Source organism: Actinokineospora sp. UTMC 2448 (genome assembly GCF_024760565.1).
Lineage (GTDB): Bacteria > Actinomycetota > Actinomycetes > Mycobacteriales > Pseudonocardiaceae > Actinokineospora > Actinokineospora fastidiosa.
Genome location: NZ_CP031087.1, coordinates 3193833 through 3213730 on the forward strand (window position 1 = coordinate 3193833; position 19898 = coordinate 3213730).

General features: G+C 73.2%; 12 protein-coding genes (1 of these 12 only partly in view). 8 read left to right on the top strand and 4 right to left on the bottom strand.

Features of this window, described 5'->3' with window-relative positions:
• The 3 genes in view from Actkin_RS14725 to Actkin_RS14735 are tightly spaced (at most 55 nt apart) and all read left to right on the top strand, a layout consistent with a single transcriptional unit that may run on beyond the window.
• Positions 1 to 10027 carry the 3' portion of a non-ribosomal peptide synthase/polyketide synthase gene (locus Actkin_RS14725; RefSeq protein ID WP_258907638.1) on the top strand. 9548 nt of this gene lie to the left of the window's left edge, so the window shows 10027 of its 19575 coding nt (coding positions 9549-19575); the start codon falls outside the window, past its left edge; the stop codon is at positions 10025 to 10027.
• Positions 10028 to 10082: 55 nt separating this feature from the next.
• Positions 10083 to 11312 carry an MFS transporter gene (locus Actkin_RS14730; RefSeq protein WP_258907639.1) on the top strand — a complete coding sequence of 410 codons (1230 nt, stop codon included), beginning with the start codon at positions 10083 to 10085 and terminating at the stop codon, positions 11310 to 11312.
• Positions 11309 to 11512 (top strand): MbtH family protein, encoded by a 204-nt coding sequence (locus tag Actkin_RS14735; RefSeq protein WP_258907640.1) that lies wholly within the window; start codon positions 11309 to 11311, stop codon positions 11510 to 11512. Before Actkin_RS14730 ends, Actkin_RS14735 begins: the two co-directional genes overlap by 4 nt.
• A gap of 34 nt (positions 11513 to 11546) precedes the next feature.
• On the opposite strand, the gene Actkin_RS14740 is transcribed toward Actkin_RS14735, so the two are convergent.
• Positions 11547 to 12275 carry a hypothetical protein gene (locus Actkin_RS14740; RefSeq protein ID WP_258907641.1) on the bottom strand — a complete coding sequence of 243 codons (729 nt, stop codon included), beginning with the start codon at positions 12273 to 12275 and terminating at the stop codon, positions 11547 to 11549.
• A gap of 183 nt (positions 12276 to 12458) precedes the next feature.
• On the opposite strand from Actkin_RS14740, the gene Actkin_RS14745 reads away from it, so the two are divergent.
• Positions 12459 to 13895 (top strand): FAD-dependent monooxygenase, encoded by a 1437-nt coding sequence (locus Actkin_RS14745; protein ID WP_258907642.1) that lies wholly within the window; start codon positions 12459 to 12461, stop codon positions 13893 to 13895.
• Complete coding sequence (locus tag Actkin_RS14750) at positions 13892 to 14494, top strand: TetR/AcrR family transcriptional regulator (RefSeq protein ID WP_258907643.1); 603 nt, start codon at positions 13892 to 13894, stop codon at positions 14492 to 14494. The genes Actkin_RS14745 and Actkin_RS14750 overlap by 4 nt, the downstream gene beginning before the upstream one ends.
• A gap of 143 nt (positions 14495 to 14637) precedes the next feature.
• Here Actkin_RS14750 and Actkin_RS32600 read toward each other — a convergent pair whose 3' ends face one another.
• Complete coding sequence (locus tag Actkin_RS32600) at positions 14638 to 15816, bottom strand: trypsin-like serine protease (RefSeq protein ID WP_309569135.1); 1179 nt, start codon at positions 15814 to 15816, stop codon at positions 14638 to 14640.
• 400 nt (positions 15817 to 16216) lie between these two features.
• Between Actkin_RS32600 and Actkin_RS14765 the strand changes: the two genes are divergently transcribed.
• Positions 16217 to 17191 carry a TerC/Alx family metal homeostasis membrane protein gene (locus Actkin_RS14765; protein ID WP_258907644.1) on the top strand — a complete coding sequence of 325 codons (975 nt, stop codon included), beginning with the start codon at positions 16217 to 16219 and terminating at the stop codon, positions 17189 to 17191.
• Between the two features lie 143 nt (positions 17192 to 17334).
• On the opposite strand, the gene Actkin_RS14770 is transcribed toward Actkin_RS14765, so the two are convergent.
• The gene (locus Actkin_RS14770; RefSeq protein ID WP_189214172.1) at positions 17335 to 17688 is read right to left on the bottom strand and encodes a hypothetical protein; all 354 of its coding nucleotides are present in this window, start codon (positions 17686 to 17688) and stop codon (positions 17335 to 17337) included.
• Positions 17689 to 17819: 131 nt separating this feature from the next.
• Positions 17820 to 18383: a hypothetical protein gene (locus Actkin_RS14775; RefSeq protein WP_189214173.1), complete on the bottom strand. Its 564-nt coding sequence runs from the start codon at positions 18381 to 18383 to the stop codon at positions 17820 to 17822.
• A 230-nt stretch (positions 18384 to 18613) separates the two neighbouring features.
• Here Actkin_RS14775 and Actkin_RS14780 point away from each other — a divergent pair, with 230 nt between their 5' ends.
• Complete coding sequence (locus tag Actkin_RS14780; RefSeq protein WP_189214174.1) at positions 18614 to 19156, top strand: D-alanyl-D-alanine carboxypeptidase family protein; 543 nt, start codon at positions 18614 to 18616, stop codon at positions 19154 to 19156.
• A 49-nt stretch (positions 19157 to 19205) separates the two neighbouring features.
• Positions 19206 to 19892, top strand: coding sequence for a response regulator (locus Actkin_RS14785; protein ID WP_189214175.1), 687 nt, complete (start codon positions 19206 to 19208; stop codon positions 19890 to 19892).
• Positions 19893 to 19898 lie beyond the last annotated feature (6 nt).

A 19898-nucleotide genomic window follows, 5' to 3' on the forward strand; every position in this document is an offset into this window, starting at 1 on the left:
CGCCGCCGACCTGCCCGTCTACAACATGTACGGCCCCACGGAAGCCACAGTGGACGCCGCCTGGTCGGAGATCAGCGGCGAGCGGCCGCGCATCGGCCCGCCGCTGAGCACGGTGCGCGCCTACGTCCTCGACGACCGCCTGCGCCCGCAGCCCGTCGGCGTGCCGGGAGAGCTCTACCTGGCCGGACCGCAGCTCGCCCGCGGCTACCTGAACCGGCCCGGCCTCACCGCCGAGCGGTTCGTCGCCGACCCGTTCGCCCCCGGCCGCATGTACCGCACCGGCGACCGCGCGCGGTGGACGGCAGACGGCGGGCTGGAGCACCTGGGCCGGGTCGACGACCAGGTGAAGATCCGCGGCTTCCGGGTCGAGCCCGGCGAGATCGAGACCGCGCTGCTGCGCCACCCGGCAGTGCGCGAGACCGCCGTGGTCGCGCGCGACAGCGGCGAGACGCGGCGGCTGGTCGCCTACGTGGTCGGCGCCGCCGAACCGGACGAGCTGACCGCGTTCCTGCGCGCCCGCCTGCCCGACTACCTGGTGCCGTCGGCGCTCGTCCCGCTGCCCGCGCTGCCCACGACGCCCAACGGCAAGGTCGACCGCCGCGCGCTGCCCGAGCCGCCCCGACCCGACCACGGGCACGTCGCGCCGAGGCCGGGCGTGGAGAGCGAGCTGGCGGCGATCTGGGCGGGCGTGCTCGGTGTCGAACGGGTCGGCGCCCGGGACAACTTCTTCGCCATCGGCGGCGACTCGATCCTCAGCATGCGGGTCGTCGCGCGCGCCCGGCAGGCCGGGCTCCGGGTGACGGCCAAGGACGTCTTCCTGCGCCAGACCCTCGCCGACCTCGCCGCGGTCGCCACTCCCGTGACCGTGGAACGCATCGCCGACACGGGCGGCCCCGCGCCGCTGACGCCGATCCAGCGCTGGTTCTTCGAGACCTGTCCCACCGACCACTTCACCATGTCGATCACGCTGCGCGTCGACCCCGCCGTGGACGAGGACCGGCTGCGGGAGGCGGTCGCCGCGCTGGTGGATCGGCACCCCGGCCTGCGCAGCCGGGTCCGCCCGACGGCCCAGGAGCCGCTGCCCACGGTCGATGACGTGTTCCACGTCGTCCGGAGCGGTGACCGCGACGAGCACGCCCGTGCCGCCCAGGCCGGGCTGCGCCCCGCGGAGGGACGCGTGTTCCGGGCGATCCTGTTCACCGGACCGGACCCCGTGCTGTTCCTGACCGCCCACCACCTCGTCGTCGACGCCGTGTCCTGGCAGGTGCTGCTCGCCGACCTGGAAGCGGCGTACCGCGACCCCGCCGCCGAACCCGCCGCCACCGTCACTTTCGGACACTGGGCGCGCCTGCTGGTCGACCACACCCAGGCGGGCGGGTTCGACGCCGACCTCCCGCACTGGCGGGCCATCCCGGCCGCGCCCGCGCTCCCGGTCGACCACGACGGCGGGGCCAACACCGTCGGGGCCGCGCGGACCGTCTCGGTCGAACTGGACACCGCCACCACCGACGCGCTGCTGCGGCAGGTGCCCGACGCCTACCGGACGCAGGTCAACGACGTCCTGCTGGCCGCGATCGGCCGGGCGGTCGCGGACTGGACCGGCCACGACCGCGCCGTCGTCACGGTGGAGGGCCACGGCCGCGAGGACCTGTTCGACGGCGTGGACACCACGGGCACCGTCGGCTGGTTCACCAGCCAGTTCCCGGTCGCGCTCGACCTGCCAGCCGGGGACTGGGGCGCGGTGCTCAAGTCCGTCAAGGAGACCCTGCGGGCCGTGCCGCACCGCGGGCTGAGCTTCGAGGCGCTGCGCTACCTGCGCGACGGCAGCGGCCTGGACGCCGTGCCGACGCCGCAGGTCTGCGTCAATTACCTGGGCCGGTGGGACGGCGGCGACGAGCTCGGGGCACTGCTGCGCGGTTCCGCGGCCGACCTCGGCCAGGACGTCGCCCCCGACACCCCGCGCAGCCACCTCGTCGACATCACCGGCGCGGTCACCGGCGGCAGACTGCGCCTGGAGTTCGAGTACGCGGGCGAGGTGCACGACGAGGCCACCGTTCGCGTTCTCGCCGACCGCACGGCGGACGCGCTGCGGGCCATCGTCGCGCACTGCGCCGTCGCGGGCGGCCGCACGCCGTCGGACTTCCCGCTGGCCCGCCTCACCCAGTCCCAAGTGGACGCCCTGGTCGGCGACGGGCGGGCCGTCGAGGACGTGTACCCGCTCACCCCGCTGCAGGCGGGCATGCTGTTCCACAGCCTCGCGGGCGACGCGAACGCCTACGTCAACCGCACCCGCGTGCGGCTATCGGGCGTGGCGGACCCGCGACTGCTGGGCGAGGCGTGGCAGGCCGTCGTCGACGACACCCCGGTCCTGCGCACCCAGGTCGTCTGGCAGGGCGTGCCCGAGCCGGTGCAGGTCGTGCGCCGGACCGCGCGCCTGCCCGTCGAGTACCGGCCGATCACCGACGCCGACCTGACGGCCCCGCTCGACCCGGGCGGCCCGCTGCTGCGGCTGGTCGTCGCCGAGGGGCCGGACGACACCGTCGACCTGCTCTGGACCGCGCACCACCTGCTCCTGGACGGCTGGAGCACGTCCCAGGTGTTCGCCGACGTCCTCGCCAGGATGACCGGGTCGGACACCGAGCCGCGCCGTCCGTTCCGCGACTACCTGGCGTGGCTCGCCGACCAGGACGCCGAGGCCGCCGAGGCGCACTGGCGCGACGTCCTGGCAGGCGTCGAGGGCCCCACGCCCCTGCCGTACGACCGCGTCCCCGCGGCGGACCACCCCGTCGAGTCGACGGCGGCCGTGCGCACCGCGGTGCCCGTCGCGCCCGTCGAGAGGATGGCCCGCGCGCACGGGCTCACCGTGAACACCGTGGTGCAGGCAGCGTGGGCGCTGCTGCTGGCGCGGTGCGCCCGCGAGGACGACGTCGTGTTCGGCACGACCGTCTCCGGCCGCCCCGCCGATCTGCCGGGCGTGGAGTCCATGATCGGCATGTTCATCAACACCGTGCCCACGCGGGTGCGGGTGGACCCCGCCGAGCCCGTGCTGTCCCTGCTGGGCCGGGTGCAGGCCGACCAGGCCGAGTCACGGCGGTTCGACCACGCCCCGCTGGCGACCACCCAGGCCCACGGCGGCCGGTTCGACAGCGTCCTCGCGTTCGAGAACTACCCCGTCGGCGACGCCCCGGACGGCGGCCCCGCCGTCGTGTCGGTCGAGTCCGCCGAGGCCACCACGCTGCCGCTGAGCGCGGGCGTCCACACCGACGGGACCCGGCTGCACCTCGAACTCGGCTACGACCCGCGCCTGTTCGACGCCGAGACCGCGGCCGCGCTCGCCGACCGGCTGCTCCGGCTGGTCGCGGCCATCGCCGCCGACCCCGAGCGGCCGGTCGGCGACCTGCCGTGGCTCGGCGACGACGAGCGCGACCGCGTTCTGCGCGAATGGAACGACACCGCGTCCCCGGTCGCGCCGCGGACCTTCCCGGCCCTGATCGCCGATCAGGTCACGGTTCGCCCCGACGCCCCGGCCGTGCGGTCGGGGGACACCGTGCTCACCTACGCCGAGCTCGACGCCGCCGCGAACCGGCTGGCGCACCGGCTGATCGCGGGCGGCGCTGGCCCGGAGCGCATCGTCGCGCTGAAGCTGCCGCGCTCGGTCGACCTGGTCGTCGCCCAGCTCGCCGTGCTCAAGGCGGGCGCGGCCTACCTGCCGGTCGACCCGGACTACCCGGCCGAGCGCGTCGCGTTCATGCTCGACGACGCCCGGCCCGTGCTCGTGCTCGACGGCCCGGTCGACGCGGCGGACCAGCCGGACACCGACCCCGGTGTCGCCGTGCCGGTCGCGGCTCCGGCGTACCTGATCTACACCTCGGGCTCGACCGGCAGGCCCAAGGGCGTGGTCGTGACCCACACCGGCCTGGCGAACTTCGCCGCAGCCGAGGCGGAGCGCTTCGCGGTCGAGCCGGGGGACCGGGTGCTGGCGTTCTCCTCGCCGAGCTTCGACGCGTCCGTGCTGGAACTGTGCCTGGCGCTGGCCTCCGGCGCGGAACTGGTCGTGCCGCCGCCGGGGCCGCTGGTCGGCCGCCTGCTGGCGGACGTGCTGCGCGACCAGCGGATCACCCACGCGCTGATCCCGCCAGCCGCGCTGACCACGCTGTCCGATGTGGACTTCCCGGACCTGCGCACGCTGGTTGTCGGCGGAGACGTGTGCCCGGCCGAGCTGGTCCGCCGCTGGGCGCCCGGCAGGCGGATGGTCAACGCCTACGGGCCCACCGAGTGCACCGTCGTCTCCACCTGGACGCTTCCGCTCGACCCCGCGGCCGAGGCCCCGCCCATCGGGCGGCCCCTGCCGAACACCCGCGCCTACGTCCTCGACCCCGACCTGCGTCCGGTGCCGCCCGGCGTGCCCGGCGAGCTGCACGTCGCCGGGGTCGGCCTGGCCCGCGGGTACCACGACCGGCCCGGCCTGACCGCGGAACGGTTCGTCGCCGACCCGTTCGGCGCGCCGGGGGAGCGGATGTACCGCACCGGCGACCTGGTGCGCTGGACCCGCGACGGCGAGCTGGTCTTCCTCGGGCGCGTCGACGAGCAGGTCAAGGTGCGCGGGTTCCGGATCGAGCCCGGCGAGGTCGAGACCGCGCTCGGCGCGCTGCCCGGGGTCCGCTCGGCCGCGGTGGTCGTGCGCGAGGACGAGCCCGGCGCGCGGCGCCTGGTCGCCTACGTCGTCGGCGACCTGCCCGCCGACCCGAGGGCCGCGCTCGGGGCGACGCTGCCCGCGCACATGGTCCCGTCGGCCTTCGTCACCCTCGACGCCCTGCCCCGCACGGCGAACGGCAAGCTCGACCGCCGCGCCCTGCCCGCCCCGGAGATCGAGCAGGCGGCGGGCCACGTGCCGCCGCGCACCGAGGCCGAGCGCGTCGTCGCCGAGGTGTGGTCCCGGGTGCTCGGCGTGCCGGTGGTCGGCGCGTCGGACAACTTCTTCGCCCTCGGCGGGGATTCCATCCTCAGCATCCGGGTGGTGTCCGGCCTGCAGGACGCCCTCGGCGTCGAGGTGTCGCCGCGCGCGGTGTTCACCGCGCCGACCGTCGCGGCGCTGGCCGCCACCTTGGACGATGGGAAACCCGCACCTGCGATCCCGGTGGGGGATGACGACGACCCGCCGCTGTCGTTCGCGCAGCAGCGCCTGTGGTTCCTCCAGCACTTCGAGCCCGACAGCACCGAGTACCTCACCCCGCTGGCCCTGCGGCTGCGCGGCCCGCTCGACGTCTCCGCGCTCACCACGGCGCTGACCGGCCTGATCGACCGCCACGAGGCCCTGCGCACCAGCTTCCATGAGATCGACGGGCACGGCGTCCAGCGCGTGCACCCGGCGGTCGACTCGCTGGCGCTGCCGGTCCTGCCGATCACCGAGGCAGACCTGCCTGCCGCGCTGGCCGAGGAGGCGGGCAGGCCGATCGACCTCACCGCCGCCCCGCTGCTGCGCGCCACGCTGTACCGGCTCGGCGCGGACGACCACGTGCTCGCGCTGACCATGCACCACATCGTCACCGACGGCTGGTCGGCGGGCGTGCTCATCGCCGATCTGGCGGAGCTGTACCGCTCGGCGCATTCCGGCACAGCGCCCGACCTGCCCGAACTCCCGGTCCGCTACCGCGACTTCGCCCGCTGGCAGCGCAGCCGCACCGACGTCCTCGACACGCAGCTGGCGTACTGGCGCGACCGGCTCGACGGCGTCCCGGCGCTCGACCTGCCCACCGACCGCCCGCGCCCGGCCGTCCACACCACCGCGGGCGACCAGGTCGAGTTCGCCGTCCCCGCCGCCGTGGCCGAGCGTCTGCGCGCGCTGGCCGGACAGCGGGACGCGACGCTGTTCATGGCGCTGGTCGCGGCGTGCCAGGTGCTGTTCCACCGGTTCAGCGGGCAGGACGACATCGCCGTCGGGACCGCCGTCGCCGGCCGCGAGCACCCGGACCTGCGGCGGCTCGTCGGGTTCTTCGTCAACACCGTCGTCCTGCGCTCCACCGTCGACCCCGCGATCCCGTTCGCCGAGTTCCTGACGGCCGTGCGCGCCACGACCCTCGACGCCTTCGCCAACCAGGACGTCCCGTTCGAGCGGGTGGTGGACGCCGTCGCCCCCGACCGCGACACCAGCCGCACCCCGCTGTTCCAGGCCATGGTCGCCCTGCAGAACGCGCCGACGCCGACCACCGGCTTCGCCGACCTGACCGCCGCCGACGTCGCCGTCCCGGTGGTCACCGCGGCCTACGACGTCACCGTGGAGTTCCACGAGGCCGACGACGGCGGGCTCACCGCGACCATCGGCTACAACACCGACCTCTTCGACCCCGCGACGATCCACCGCATGGCCGACGGCCTCACCACCCTCCTCACCGCCGCCGCTGCCGACCCGACGACGCCCGTCTCCCGCCTCCCGGTCACCACCGAGACCGACCAGGCCCTATTGCGCTCGTGGAACGACACGGCCCGGGAGATCCCGGCCCGGTCGCTGGCGGACCTCTTCGCCGAGGCCGTCCGGCGCCACCCGGACGCGCCCGCCGTCATCGCCTGCGGGCGGACCCTCACCTACGCCGAGCTGGACGCGTGCGCGTCCGACGCCGCCCGCGTGTTCGCCGCTCGCGGCGCGGGGCCGGAGACCGTGGTCGCCTTGGTGCTGCCGCGCTCCCCGGAGCTGGTGATCGCGCAGTTGGCCGTGGCCAAGACCGGCGCCGCCTTCCTGCCCGTCGACCCGGACTACCCGCCCGACCGGATCGCCTTCATGCTCGAGGACGCCCGGCCGGTCCTGGTGGTCGACGACACCGCCTGGCTCGCGGAGGAGACCCGCGCCGCCGGGCCGGACGATGCGCTGTGCGACCTCGTCTCGTCCCCCGACCACGCCGCCTACGTCATCTACACCTCCGGGTCCACCGGGCGGCCGAAGGGCGTGGTCGTCACCAACCGCGGACTGGCGAGCTTCGCCGCCGCGGAGGCGGAGCGGTTCGCGGTCGAGCCGGGGGACCGGGTGCTGGCGTTCTCCTCGCCGAGCTTCGACGCGTCGGTGCTGGAGCTGTGCCTGGCGCTGACCTCCGGCGCGGCGCTCGTGGTGCCCCCGCCGGGGCCGCTGGTGGGCGACCCGTTGGCCGAGGTGCTGCGCGGGCGGCGGGTCACGCACGCGCTGATCCCGCCGGTCGCCCTGGCGACGCTGCCCGCGGGGGACCTCACGGACCTGCGCACGCTGGTCGTCGGCGGCGACGCCTGCTCGGCCGAACTGGTCCGGCGGTGGGCGCCGGGCAGGCGGATGATCAACGCCTACGGCCCCACGGAGTCCACTGTGGTCAGCACGTGGAGCGACCCGCTGCCGGACGACGGCACGCCGCCGATCGGCAGGCCCATCTGGAACACCGAGGCGCACGTCCTCGACGCCGCGCTGAACCCGGTCCCGATCGGGGTCGCGGGGGAGCTGTACGTCTCCGGGGTCGGGCTGGCCCGCGGCTACCTGAACCGGCCCGGCCTCACCGCGGAGCGGTTCGTCGCGAACCCGTTCGGCGGGCCGGGGGAGCGGATGTACCGCACGGGCGACCTGGTGCGCTGGACCCGGGACGGCCAACTGCGCTTCCTGGGGCGGGTCGACCACCAGGTCAAGATCCGCGGGTTCCGGGTCGAACTCGGCGAGGTGGAGGCCGCGCTGCGGCGCCATCCCGCCGTCGTGGACGCGGTCGCCACCGTGCACACGGATGACCGCGGGCACAAGCGCCTGGTCGCCTACGTGGCCTGTCCGCCGGTCCCGGCCGGGGAGCTGCGGGACTTCCTCGCCGCCACCCTGCCCGACCACCTCATTCCGAGCGCCTTCGTCGTGCTCGACGCCCTTCCCGTCTCGCCCAACGGCAAGGTCGACCGCCGGGCGCTGCCCGCGCCCGACCTCGCCGCCACCGGCACCGAGCACCGGGAACCCCGGACCGCCGTCGAGGTCGCGCTCGCCGAGGTGTGGGCCGACGTGCTGGGCGTCGACCGGGTCGGCGTCGACGACAACTTCTTCACCCTCGGCGGCGACTCCATCCTCAGCATCCAGGTCGTCTCCCGAGCCCGCCGAGCGGGTCTCACGGTGACCACCAAGGACCTGTTCCGCCACCAGACCATCGCCGAACTGGCCCCCACGGTCACCGCCACCACCGACCACCCCGCCGACCACGCCCCGGTGACGGGCCCGGTGCCGCTCACTCCCATCCAGCACTGGTTCTTCGCGGGCGAGCGCGCCAACCCGCACCACTTCAACCAGGCCCACCACACCGAACTGTCCCCCGACGTCGATCCAACCGCACTACGCGCGGCCCTGAACGCCCTGACGACCCACCACGACGCCCTCCGCCTGCGCTTCACCCAAGACCCCGACGGCTGGCGCCAGCACAACGCCGCCCCCATCGAGGCCGACCACCTCACCGTCCACCAGGTGCCCACCCCGGACTCCCCCGAGGTGACCACCATCGCCGATCACCTCCACTCCAGCTTCGACCTCACCCAGGGCCCCCTCTTCCACGCCGCCCTCTTCCACTTCACCGACGGCTCCGCCCCCCGCCTCCTACTGGCAGCCCACCACCTGGTGGTGGACGGAGTGTCGTGGCGCATCCTGCTGGAGGATTTGGAGACCGCATACAACCAAGCCAGAACGGGCACGCCCATCGACCTCGGCCCCAAGACCACGTCCTTCCAACACTGGTCCCACTCCCTGACGACCCTCGTCACCACAGGCGCCTTGGACGACGACCGCCTCTTCTGGTCCACCATGGAAACCGCCCCCCACCTCCCCATGGACCACCTCACTCCGGTTGGGCCCGATCACGTCGAGCGAGGTGGGCAGGCCGAGGATGGCCATGCCGGTGCGCGCCCTGCGGTGGCCGCCACCCCCGACTCCCACCCCGCCCTCGCTGACCCCGGTCGCATCGGGCGAGGTGGGCGGGCCGAAGGTGGCCATGCTGGCGTCCGCCCTGCGGTTGAGTCCACCTCCGACCCCCACCCCGCCCCGGCTGACCCCGGTCACGGCGACCGAGGTGGGCGGGCCGAAGGTGGCCATACCGGTACCCATCCCGCGATTGATTCCACCCCCGACCTCCACCCCATTCCGGCTGATCCCGGTCATGCCGAGCGTGGTGGGCAGGTCGAGAGCGGCCACGCCGAAGCCCACCTCGCGGCGGAATCCACCCCGGACCCCGTCGAACCCGGCCGCGTCCCGGCCGAGTCGAGTCACCGTCCGGCGGAGTTTGGCTACGCTTCGGCTGAATCCGGCTCCGCTCCGGCCGAACCGGACTTCGCACCGGCTGAGCCCGACCGCGCTTCGGCCGACCGCGGCCGCGCTTCGGTGCGATCCGGCCCCACCGCCCCGGCGGAGCCCGGTCCCACCCCCGCCGAGCCCGTCGCCGTTGTCCTGGACATTGACGACACCGCCGCACTTCTCCGGGGTGCGCCGCGGACCTACCGCACCCGGATCAACGACGTGCTGCTGACTGCCCTGGCGTGGTCGCTGACCCGCTGCACCGGTCAGCCGAGGATCACCGTGGACCTGGAGGGCCATGGCCGCGAGGACGTCATCGACGGCGTCGATCTGTCGCGGACGGTCGGCTGGTTCACCACGATGTTCCCCGTCACCCTCACCGTCACCGGGCAGAACTGGCGGGAGATGGTTCGCGAGGTGCGCGGGGCGTTGCGAGCCGTGCCGCGCAACGGGTTCAGCTACAGCGCCTTGCGCTACCTCGGCGACCTCCCCGAGCTGCCGACCCCCGCGGTCTCGTTCAACTACCTCGGCCAGTTCGAGGACGCCCCGCCCGACAGCGGTCTGCTGCGGTCCAGCCTCCCCGTCATCGGCCAGGACCACGACGACCACTCCCCGCACACGATCGACGTCGTGGGCGAGGTCAACGACGGGGTCATGACCTTCGCCTGGCACTACCGCCCCGACCGCTGCCGTCGGGCCGCCGTGGAAGCACTCGCCGCGGACTTCGCCGACGCCCTCCGCGCCATCGCCGGGGAATGCCGATGACCGCCCCTCCGCGACACAAGGCCGACAGGCGCGGCGCCGACCGCCGAGGTGGGCGATGACCGTCCCGCTCCGACGCAACCGCGACTACACGCTCCTCTGGGTCGGCCAGGCCTGCGCCGAGGTCGGGTTCAGCGCGTCGCTCATCGCGTTCCCGTTGCTCGTGCTGGCCGTCACCGGCTCCGCGGTGGCGTCCGGCGTCGTGCTCGCCGCGGACGCCGTGGCGCAGTTCGTCGTCGGCTTGCCCGGGGGAGCGCTGGCCGACCGGTGGGACCGGCGGCGGGTCATGCTGGCGTGCGAGGGCGTGCAGGCGGCGGCGCTGGCCTCGCTCGTCACCGTCCTGCTGCTGGACGCCGTCGTACTCCCGCACCTGGTGCTCGTCGCCGTGGTGTTGGGCGCGTGCCGCGCGCTGTTCGAGCCCGCCGAGGACGCCAGCATCGCCGCCATCGTCCCCGACGACCAGCTGGCGACCGCCATCGCCCTGAACTCGGCCCGGTCGTCGATCGGCCAGCTCGCGGGCACCGCGCTCGGCGGCGTGCTGTTCGCCATCGCCCGCTGGGTGCCCTTCCTGCTCGACCTCGTCACCCACGTCATCGCCTTCACCGCGCTGCTGTTCCTGCGCCTGCCCCCGCGCCGGGTCGAACGGGCGCCGCTGCGCGGTCTCGGACGGGAGGTCCGCGACGGCGTGCGCTGGGTCGCCCGCCACCCCGAGATCCGGGTGACGACGCTGTGCGCGGTCGTGCTCAACCTGTTCTTCAGCGCCTACTACCTCATCGTCATCGTCCTGGCCGACCAGCGCGGCGTCCCGGCGGGCGAGATCGGGATCATGGCCGCGATGCTGGGCGTGGGCGGCCTCCTCGGCGCCCTGATCGCCCCCGCGCTGCACCGCGCCCTGCGCCCGCACATCGCGATCGCCGCGGTGTTCTGGGCGCTCACCGCGCTGGCCCCGCTCACCCTCCTGGTGCCCGGCGGCTACCTCATGGGCGCGGTGTTCGCCGCCATGGCCCTGTTCGCCCCCACCGCCAACACGACCATCACCACCCACCAACTCCTGCTCACCCCCGACGAAATGCGCGGCAGGCTCAGCGGCGTCATGAACGTGGCGGTAGGCGCCGCCGCCGCCATCGGACCCGCCCTCGGCGGCGTCCTCGCCGAAACCCTCACCGCACGCCACGCCGTCGTCGTCTGCGTGATCGGCATGGCCGTGGTGACGCTGTTCGTCACCGTCAACCCCACCCTGCGCCGCTATCCCGGGCGCGCCCACCAGAGAGAGGAAGTCCAGCTATGAGGGACGACATCACCTACCAGGTCCTCGTGAACGACGAGGGCCAGTACTCCCTGTGGCCAGCCGACCACGAGATCCCCGCGGGCTGGCACGCCGAAGGCACCACCGGCACCAAGGAGGACTGCTCGGCCCACGTCGACCGCGTGTGGACCGACATGCGCCCGCTCAGCCTCCGCAAGCACATGGAGGCCAACCCGACCTGATGGTGCGGGCGGGGGACACCGTCCCCCGCCTCCGTCAGAGCCAACTGACCCGCCGTGGTCTGTCCACCGGATCGGTCTCCGCCGACAGCACCCGGACTCCGAGCGGCGCCAGGGTCGCCACCAGCAGCCCCAGGATCACCAGCTCATGGACGTGCGCCTCCTTGAGCACACCCATCCACAGACCGGCCGCGAACACGACCACACCGCGCACGACGCCCACCGTGCCGGACCTGATCGCGGCGATGGCCAGGAGAGCGAGCCCGAGGTAGTAGAACACCACGATGATCACCGGAATCCGCAGCGGCCCATAGGAGATCGGCATATAGGCGTCCCGCACGAGCTGCGTCGCCGCCTCGACCCCCAACCGCTCCACCAGTTGGAACGCGGTGTGGTCGACCCCGCTGTAGTAGACCCGCGCACAGATCCCCACCACGACGAACACGGCCCCCGCCGTCGCAAGACGCGGACACCGCCCCGCCGCCAGCCGCCCCAGGGTGACGAGAGCGAGCATCATCAGGATGGCCCCCGCGGCGAACAGCGCGTAGCCCGCCGTCATCAATCCCGGATTCCGCTCATACGCCGCCAACTCCGCCACCGCGGCCAACGGCTCCACATCGGACGTCGAGTGGTCGACGGCCAGATACCGGATCAGCAGCCCGGCAAACCACACGACGGGCCCCACAACCAGCGCTGCCCCGCCCACGATCCGCCCGGGGAACCAGCTTCCCCGGTGGACGGTGGCAGGCACTTCCAGAATCCGCACCCCCTCATTGGGCGGGTGCGGCGGCCTCGGGCACAAGCAAGATCAGACCGTGGTCGGACCCCCGATCGCCGATCTCACCCTCGGGTCCGACCCGGCATCGCCCCCGGGACGCACGCCCCCTGCCCCCAGAGGCGCCGTAGCGAGCAATTACGATACGCCTACGACTACGTATATGATTGACGCATGGACGTGCTGATCGTGGGAGCGGGACCGACGGGGATGGCGTTGGCGTGCGGCCTGGCCGCGCAGGGTGTCGGGGTGCGGTTCGTCGACCGCGCCACCGGGCCCGCCGAGACCTCGCGGGCGAACATCCTGCACGCCCGTGGGGTCGAGGTCCTCGACCGACTGGGTGCCCTCGGTGACCTGCGGGAACGGACGCTCGAGCCCGCTGGCATGCGGATGCACGTCGGCGGCAGGCCGATCGCCACCATGCGGTTCCTGCCGGACCGGCGGGAGCGCACGCAGGCGCTGTTCGTGTCGCAGGCCGCGATCGAGGCCGAGCTGCGCCGCAGGCTCACCGAGCTGGGGGTGCCCATCCACTGGGGGACCGAGGTCACGTCCCTCGACCAGAATCCGCGGGCCGACTGGGTGGTCGGGTGCGACGGCGCTCGCAGCACGGTCCGCGAACTCGCGGGGATCGACTTCCCCGGCGTGCCGGTCGCCGAGCGGTTCCTGCTCGCCGACGTCCGCGCCGACTGGGACCGCGACCGCAGCGTCTCCGCAGGCTGGTACCACCGGGACGGCATGCTGCTTGCCATGCCGATGCCCGGCGAGCCGGACCTCTGGCGCCTCATGGCCGACGTGCCGCACGATGGCGAGCGGCTCGCCCCCGAGCAGGTCGTCGACCGGCTGCGGCAGCTCCTCGCCGAGCGCGCGGGTCAGTCGGAGATCGGCATCCGCGAGACCGTGTGGGCCTCGGTGTTCCGTATCCACCGACGGCTGGCGGCCGACTACCGCCGCGGCCGGGTCCTGCTGGCGGGCGACGCGGCGCACATCCACAGCCCGATCGGCGGTCAGGGCATGAACACGGGCATCGGCGACGCGGAGAACCTCGCGTGGAAGCTGGGCCTGGTGGTCCGCGGCCTGGCAGGCCCCGAACTGCTCGACACCTATGGCGCCGAACGCAGGCCGCTGGCGGCGGACGTCCTGCGCAACACCACGGCGAACACGCGGCTGCTGCTCGGCGAGACGGCGCTCACGCGGTTCCTCCGCGACCGGGTGGTGGTGCCGTTGCTCGGCATCCCGGCCGTGCAGCGCCGCGCTACCCGGGTGGCGTCGCAGTTGTGGGTCACCTACCGGCGTGGCCCGCTCGGTGGCCGCGGCCCGGCGCCCCGGCCCGGTGACCGCATCCCGGACGGTGAATACCAGCGCACCGACGGAACCCGGACACGGCTGCACGCGGAGCTTGGCCCGGAATGGGCCTTGGTCGGCGGCTCGGCCGAGCTGTCGGCCGTGGCCCGCACAGCGTTGGGCGAAGTGGCCTGGCTGCGAGGGGAGGGAGACGCGCTGCTCATCCGCCCGGACGCGCACCTCGCGTGGCGCGGCGACGACCCGGCCGCGCTGCGGGATCGGCTGACAGCGATGCTGCGGCCGCCGGGCGTTGGCACAATGCGCCCGTGACTTCCCCACGCACCGGTCCTGGCCGTCCGCGCGACCCGGAGGCGGACGAGGCGATCCTGCGGGCCGCCGTCGAGCTCCTGATCGAGCGGGGTGTCGAGCGGACGAGCATCGAGCAGATCGCCCGGCGGGCAGGCGTGGCCAAGGTGACCGTGTACCGGCGGTGGAGTTCGAAGGAGAAGCTGTTCGCCCACGCGCTCGAGTCCATGCACGAGCAGGTCCGTGCCGTCGACGAGGTCAACGGTCCGCTGCTTGACGTGATCGAGGAGCTGCTGCCCCGGTGGGGTGAGCTGCTGGCCGACCCCGGCGCGCGAGCGCTGACCGCCCGGATGATCGGCGCCGGACCGGACCACCCGGAGCTGCTCTCCACGTACTGGCGCCACCACCTCGAGCCCCGCCGCGAACGTGCCCGGAAGACCCTCGCCCGCGCGAAGCGGGACGGCGTGCTGCCTGCCACCACGGACGTCGACATGGTGATCGACCTGATGTGGGGGGCCGTGCTGCATCAGCTGGTGCTGGCGCCCGGCGACCGCTCGGCCACGGAGCTGACCGCCTACCTTCGCCGCATGCTCCGCCAGGTGGGCTTCGCCCTACCGGGGTGAGCCGGGATCGGGGTATTCCTGCGATATCTTCCGTTGCTGGACCAAAAATGCTGTGCTGCAACGGGTCTCTGCGTGATCTGGTCCGCGTCCGGTGCCCCGTTGCCCACCCCGCCAGGACGGCGGCGGGGTGGGCGGGGAACACGCTAGAAGACCAGCTTCCAGGCGTCGATGTAGCCGGTGTCGCCGGAGTAGACGTCGCGGACCTGGAGCTTCCAGGTGCCGTTGGCGGCCTCGGCTGAGGCGTTGACCGTGTAGGTGGTGATCACGTTGTCCGCGGAGTCGCTGCTGGAGGAGTTCTTCAGCCGGTAGGCGGTGCCGTCCGGCGCGACGAGGTCGATCACCAGGTCACCGCGGTAGGTGTGCTTGATGTCCACACCCACCTGCAGCCCCGACGGGGCGTTGCCGCTCAGGCCCGAGACGGCGACCGGGCTGGAGACGGTGGTGAGGTCGCGGATCGTCACGTTGTCCGTGTTCGCGAACTCCTTGCCCCCGGGCTGCGGCTCGCCGTCGAGCTCAGCGGCCTTGCGGGAGATCGCCGCGGCGAAGGTGCTCACCTCGGTGTAGACGCCGGGCTTGCCGGGCCGCGCGCAGCCCAGGCCCCAGCTGACGATGCCGACCTGGATCCAGTTGCCAGCGCCGTCCCTGCGGAACATCGGACCGCCCGAGTCGCCCTGACAGGTGTCGATCCCGCCCTGGTCGTAGCCCGCGCAGATCTCCCGCTCGGGGACCAGGCCGTCGTAGATCCCGCCCGCCGCGGCGCACTTCGAGTCGCTGACGAAGGGCACCTCGGCCTTCAGCAGGTACCGCGAGCCCGTCTGGCTGCCCTCGCGGGTGTCGCCCCAGCCCGCGATGGTGAAGGTGCCCGTGTCGTACGCCTTGGTGGTGGTGATCGGGAGCGTCGCCGCGCCCGCGATCGGGCTGGACAGCTTCAGCAGCGCCCAGTCGCCCGCGTTCGCGTCGGAGTAGTCCGGGTTGATGTACAGGTAGCTCGCCCGGCGCTCGACCGCCCGCGAGTCCTGCAGGTCGACCACGCCGTAGGTGACGGTGGTCGAGGTGTGGTCACTGCCGCCCGGAGGGGAGTACCGGAAGCAGTGCGCGGCGGTGAGCACGACCTGGTCGGTGATCATCGCGCCACCGCAGCCCATCGACAGCCGCACCATCCACGGGAACTCGCCCTCGGCGGCCCGGGTGCCGCCCACGACCTGGATGCCCGCCTCCCCCGAATCCGGCGGCGGCGCCGCCAGGGCGGGCCCCGCCGTCGCGACCAGGGCCGCGGCGGCGCTCGTCGTCAGGGCGAGCGCCATCCTCGATGTCTTTCGCACGATCAGTCCTTTCCGGGCCGGCAATGGAGCAGCAGGGCGCCGAACCCGTCCTCGCAGGGACATCCCGGCGCCGTTCTCGGCGCCGGAAACCCGATCGTGCTCAACCGGGGACCGGTCTATCAATCCGTGCCGCCACGGGTCTTCCCCGCCATTGCGGTAGGGGTTTTCCGGCCGATGTTCGTCACTCGATCGGCGCACGTGGCGGCGTTCCGCCCGTTCGGGTGACAGCGACTGCTTTACCCCGGCTTTACTGACGGGCCCGCATTGGTGATACTGGTCGCGAGGGGAGTACTTCCGTCAGGGTCTACCCGGTCAATACGGACAGCGTGGATGTCCTCGGGAGGCCGCCCCGGGAGGGGTGAAGGAGACCTCGAACGCGTAGTCGTTTGAGGAGGTCTCCATGCCGCATTCCGTCGGTTCGCCCATGCTGTGGCTGATCAGCATCATCGTCCTGCTGGCGCTGGTGGTCGCCGATTTCCTGGTGACCCGCCGCCCGCACGAGGTGTCCGTGCGGGAGGCCGTCGGGTGGTCGGTGTTCTACCTGGCGCTCCCGCTGCTGTTCGGGGTCTGGCTGTGGTGGGACTTCGGCGGTGACCAGGCCGTCGAGTTCCTGACGGGCTACGTGGTCGAGAAGTCCTTGTCCGTGGACAACCTGTTCGTGTTCATGCTGCTGCTGGCCGCGTTCGCGGTCCCGCCCGCCGTGCAGCAGCGCGTCCTGCTGTACGGCATCGTCGGCGCGCTGGTGCTGCGCGGCGTCTTCATCGCGGCGGGCGCCGCGCTGCTCGCGGCCGGGACCTGGGCCTTCCTGGTGTTCGGCCTGATCCTGTTCGCCTCGGCCGTGAAGATGCTGCACAGCGCGCTGTCCGGGTCGGAGGCCGAGCCGGACATCTCCCGGATGCGGTCGGTGCGGTTCCTGCGCAAGCTGATGCCGGTCACCAACGAGTACCACGGCGCCCGGCTCACCGTGCGGGAGCACGGCAGGCGGGCGCTGACCCCGCTGGCGGTGGTCGTGGTGGCGGTGTTCGCGACCGACGTGGTGTTCGCCATCGACTCGGTGCCCGCCGTCTACGGCATCACCGACGACCCCTACCTGGTCTTCGCCACCAACGCCTTCGCCCTGCTCGGCCTGCGCGCGCTGTACTTCGTGCTGCACACCGCGCTGGCCAAGCTCATCCACCTCAACCACGGGCTCGCGGTCATCCTGGCGTTCATCGGGGTGAAGTTGACGCTGCACTGGGCGCACGGCATCTGGCCAGCCGTGCCGGAGATCCCGACCGCGGTCTCCCTGGCCGTCATCATCGGCGTCCTGGCCGTGGTCACCGCGACCAGCCTGCGCGCCGGGAACCGGCCGCGCGCCCTGGCCTCCCGGGAGTGACCATGCTCGCCGCGCTCCTCGACCTGGCGCTGGTCCTGTTGGTCATGGCCGCACTGGTGATCACCTGCGCGGCGCTGATTCCGCCGAGGCCGTTTCACTAGCTGTGGCGGCCGCGGTGGAGCCGCGGCCGCCGTCGCGAGGTGTCAGCGCCCCGAGCTGGACGACGTGTGCGTCGAGCCCGCGCTGTACGGTCCGGCGTGGGAGTGGAACTGCTGGAAGTGCGCGCCGTCGCGCCCGGCCACGGCCGTCGTGCCGAGGGAGCCCGCGCCGTCCGGCCCGGCGTAGAACTGGACCTCGTAGAAGTACGCGTTGCCGTCGGCGTCGACGCCGCTGAGGATCAGGTGGCGCGCCGCCCCGTCCGGGCCCGCGGTGGCGTTCGACTGCTGGTAGCCAGCCACGTTGGAGCGACCGCTGTCGGCAGCGGCGACGCCCGCGCCTGCGAAGACCAACGGCACGGAGAGGACGACTGCCGCGATCGAGCGGGTAACCGTACGCACGAAACCCTCCATCATTCAGGCGGACACTGCTCCCTCATCATCAAGAACGCCCCGGCCCGCTGCCACACCGACAACCGATCGTGTGAACCGGAACCGAGACACCACGTGGTTCCGCACGATCCTGGTGCCGACTACGCCGCCTTGCCGTCGGCGCGCGCCGAGGAGCGGCTGATGCGCCTCGTGTACTGGACCAGGTAGTAGACGACGAGTGCGCCGTCGAGGACGGCGAGCGGGATCTTCGTGCCGAGCGAGCCGTCGAACTGCCACGCCAGCACGAGGGCCGCGACCGTCGGCGCCAGCACGGTCAGCATGATCGGGAGGTGGAGGAGGGAGAGCCCGCGGAAGCGGTTCTGCCGCTCCGGCCGCGTGTGCCAGCCCATCGCCCCGTCGTAGAGCGCGTTCATGGGCGCCTCGATGCGCGTCGCCACGTGCTGGGCGATCTCGGCGACGATGGCGGTGTGGTAGAGGACCAGCAGTCCGAACAGCACGGCCATGACGGGGGCCACCAGGAGGAGCGAGCCGTCCTTGCGCTCCACGCCGAACCCGAGGATCGCGCCGCTGATGGTCAGCGAGCTGACCAGGAGGGTGACCCGGTGGTCCATCCGCTTCATGCTCTCGTCGCGCAGCGCCCGGTACTCGGCCAGGACCAGTTCCCGCCGGTGCTCCGACAGCGGTTCCGGCTTCTCGTTCCGCATGCGCGCTACTCCCCTCGGGCCCGCCACAGCATACGGGAACGATCATGGTCTCCCGGGTGGTTTCGAGTTTGAGCACCTTCTCCCCGGCAGGCCCGTGAACGCTGTCCCGGTCCCAGCAGTGGCCGTCGGCGGACTGTTCCCCGCACTCCGTGGGGAACCGTCTCATCTCGTCGACGAACTGTCACAGAACGGCGGAGGTGGACGCACACTGCGCGGGCACCGTGGCAGGCATGCGGATCTTGCGAGAGCGTGTGCTCCACGTCGCCACCATCGTCATCGCCGTCGTCCTGCTCCCCATCGCCTGGGCGGTCGGGCCGGGCGGTGGGCGCAGACGGGCCTGCCAGTGGGCGCTCGGCCTGCGGTTCCCCCGGGAGTCGCTGACCGGGCTGGCCGCGGGGACGCGCGCGGCGTTCACGGCGGCGCGGACCGAGGCGTTCTGGCGCGACGGGGTGCTGATCGGGCTCACCTCGGGACACCGGGACGCGGGGGAGCAGCACCGGCTGTTCGCCGCCGAGGTGCGGCGCACGGGGTCGGCGGCGGCCGCGCGGCTGCGGGCGCTGCCGCCGGAGGAGTCCCGGCACGTGGCGGGCACGGCGCTGGACGTGCGGCCGGTGGAGGGCGCCCGCTGGCTGGAGGTCAACGGCGGCCGGTACGACCTGTACCGCACCTACGACAACGAGTGGTGGCACTTCGAGCACCACCCCGGCAGGGCGGGCTTACCGCCGGTCCGGCTGCCCCACCCGGGCGCGGCGCGGACCGCCCGCCACTGGTGACCGGTGGTATACGTGTGCAGGTCACCCCACTCACCCGAAGGGAGCAACGGTGCCCCGACTCCTCCTCGTCGAGGATGACGCGGCGCTCGCCGAGGCGCTCGCCCGCGCGCTGCGCGGCCTGGGGCACGACGTCGCCGTGGCCGGGTCCGGGGAGCAGGCGCTGGCCGAGCTGTTCGACGCCGCGCTGCCGGTCGACCTGGTCCTGCTCGACGTGATGCTGCCCGGCATCGACGGGTTCGAGGTCTGCAGGCGCATCCGGGCCCGCGCCACCGTCCCGGTCGTGCTGCTGACGGCGCGGGGCGACCCGGTGGACGTGGTCGTCGGGCTGGAGGGCGGTGCCGACGACTACGTGGTCAAGCCCGCCGAGCCCCGGGTGCTCGACGCGCGGGTGAAGACGATCCTGCGCCGGGCCGCCGCCCCGCCCGCGCCGTCGCCGGTGACGCGGGTGGGCGACCTGGTGATCGATCGCGCGGCCATGCTGGTCACCCGCGACGGGGTCGAGCTGGGCCTCACCTCGACCGAGCTGCGCCTGCTGATCGAGTTCGCCGACCACCCCGGCCAGGTGCTCAGCAGGCAGACCCTGCTGCGCAACGTCTGGGACTACGGCTACTCCGGCGACTCGCGGCTGGTCGACGCCGCGGTGGCCCGGCTGCGCGCCAAGATCGAGCCGGACCCGGCCAACCCGACGCTGCTGCGCACCGCGCGCGGGCTGGGGTACCGGTTGGTCAAGCCGTGAGGCTCG

Coding starts and splice junctions, on each gene's coding strand:
- Actkin_RS14730 (WP_258907639.1), top strand. CDS start 10,083: ATGACCGTCCCGCTCCGACGCAACCGCGACTACACGCTCCTCTGGGTC.
- Actkin_RS14735 (WP_258907640.1), top strand. CDS start 11,309: ATGAGGGACGACATCACCTACCAGGTCCTCGTGAACGACGAGGGCCAG.
- Actkin_RS14745 (WP_258907642.1), top strand. CDS start 12,459: ATGGACGTGCTGATCGTGGGAGCGGGACCGACGGGGATGGCGTTGGCG.
- Actkin_RS14765 (WP_258907644.1), top strand. CDS start 16,217: ATGCCGCATTCCGTCGGTTCGCCCATGCTGTGGCTGATCAGCATCATC.
- Actkin_RS14775 (WP_189214173.1), bottom strand. CDS start 18,383: ATGCGGAACGAGAAGCCGGAACCGCTGTCGGAGCACCGGCGGGAACTG.
- Actkin_RS14780 (WP_189214174.1), top strand. CDS start 18,614: ATGCGGATCTTGCGAGAGCGTGTGCTCCACGTCGCCACCATCGTCATC.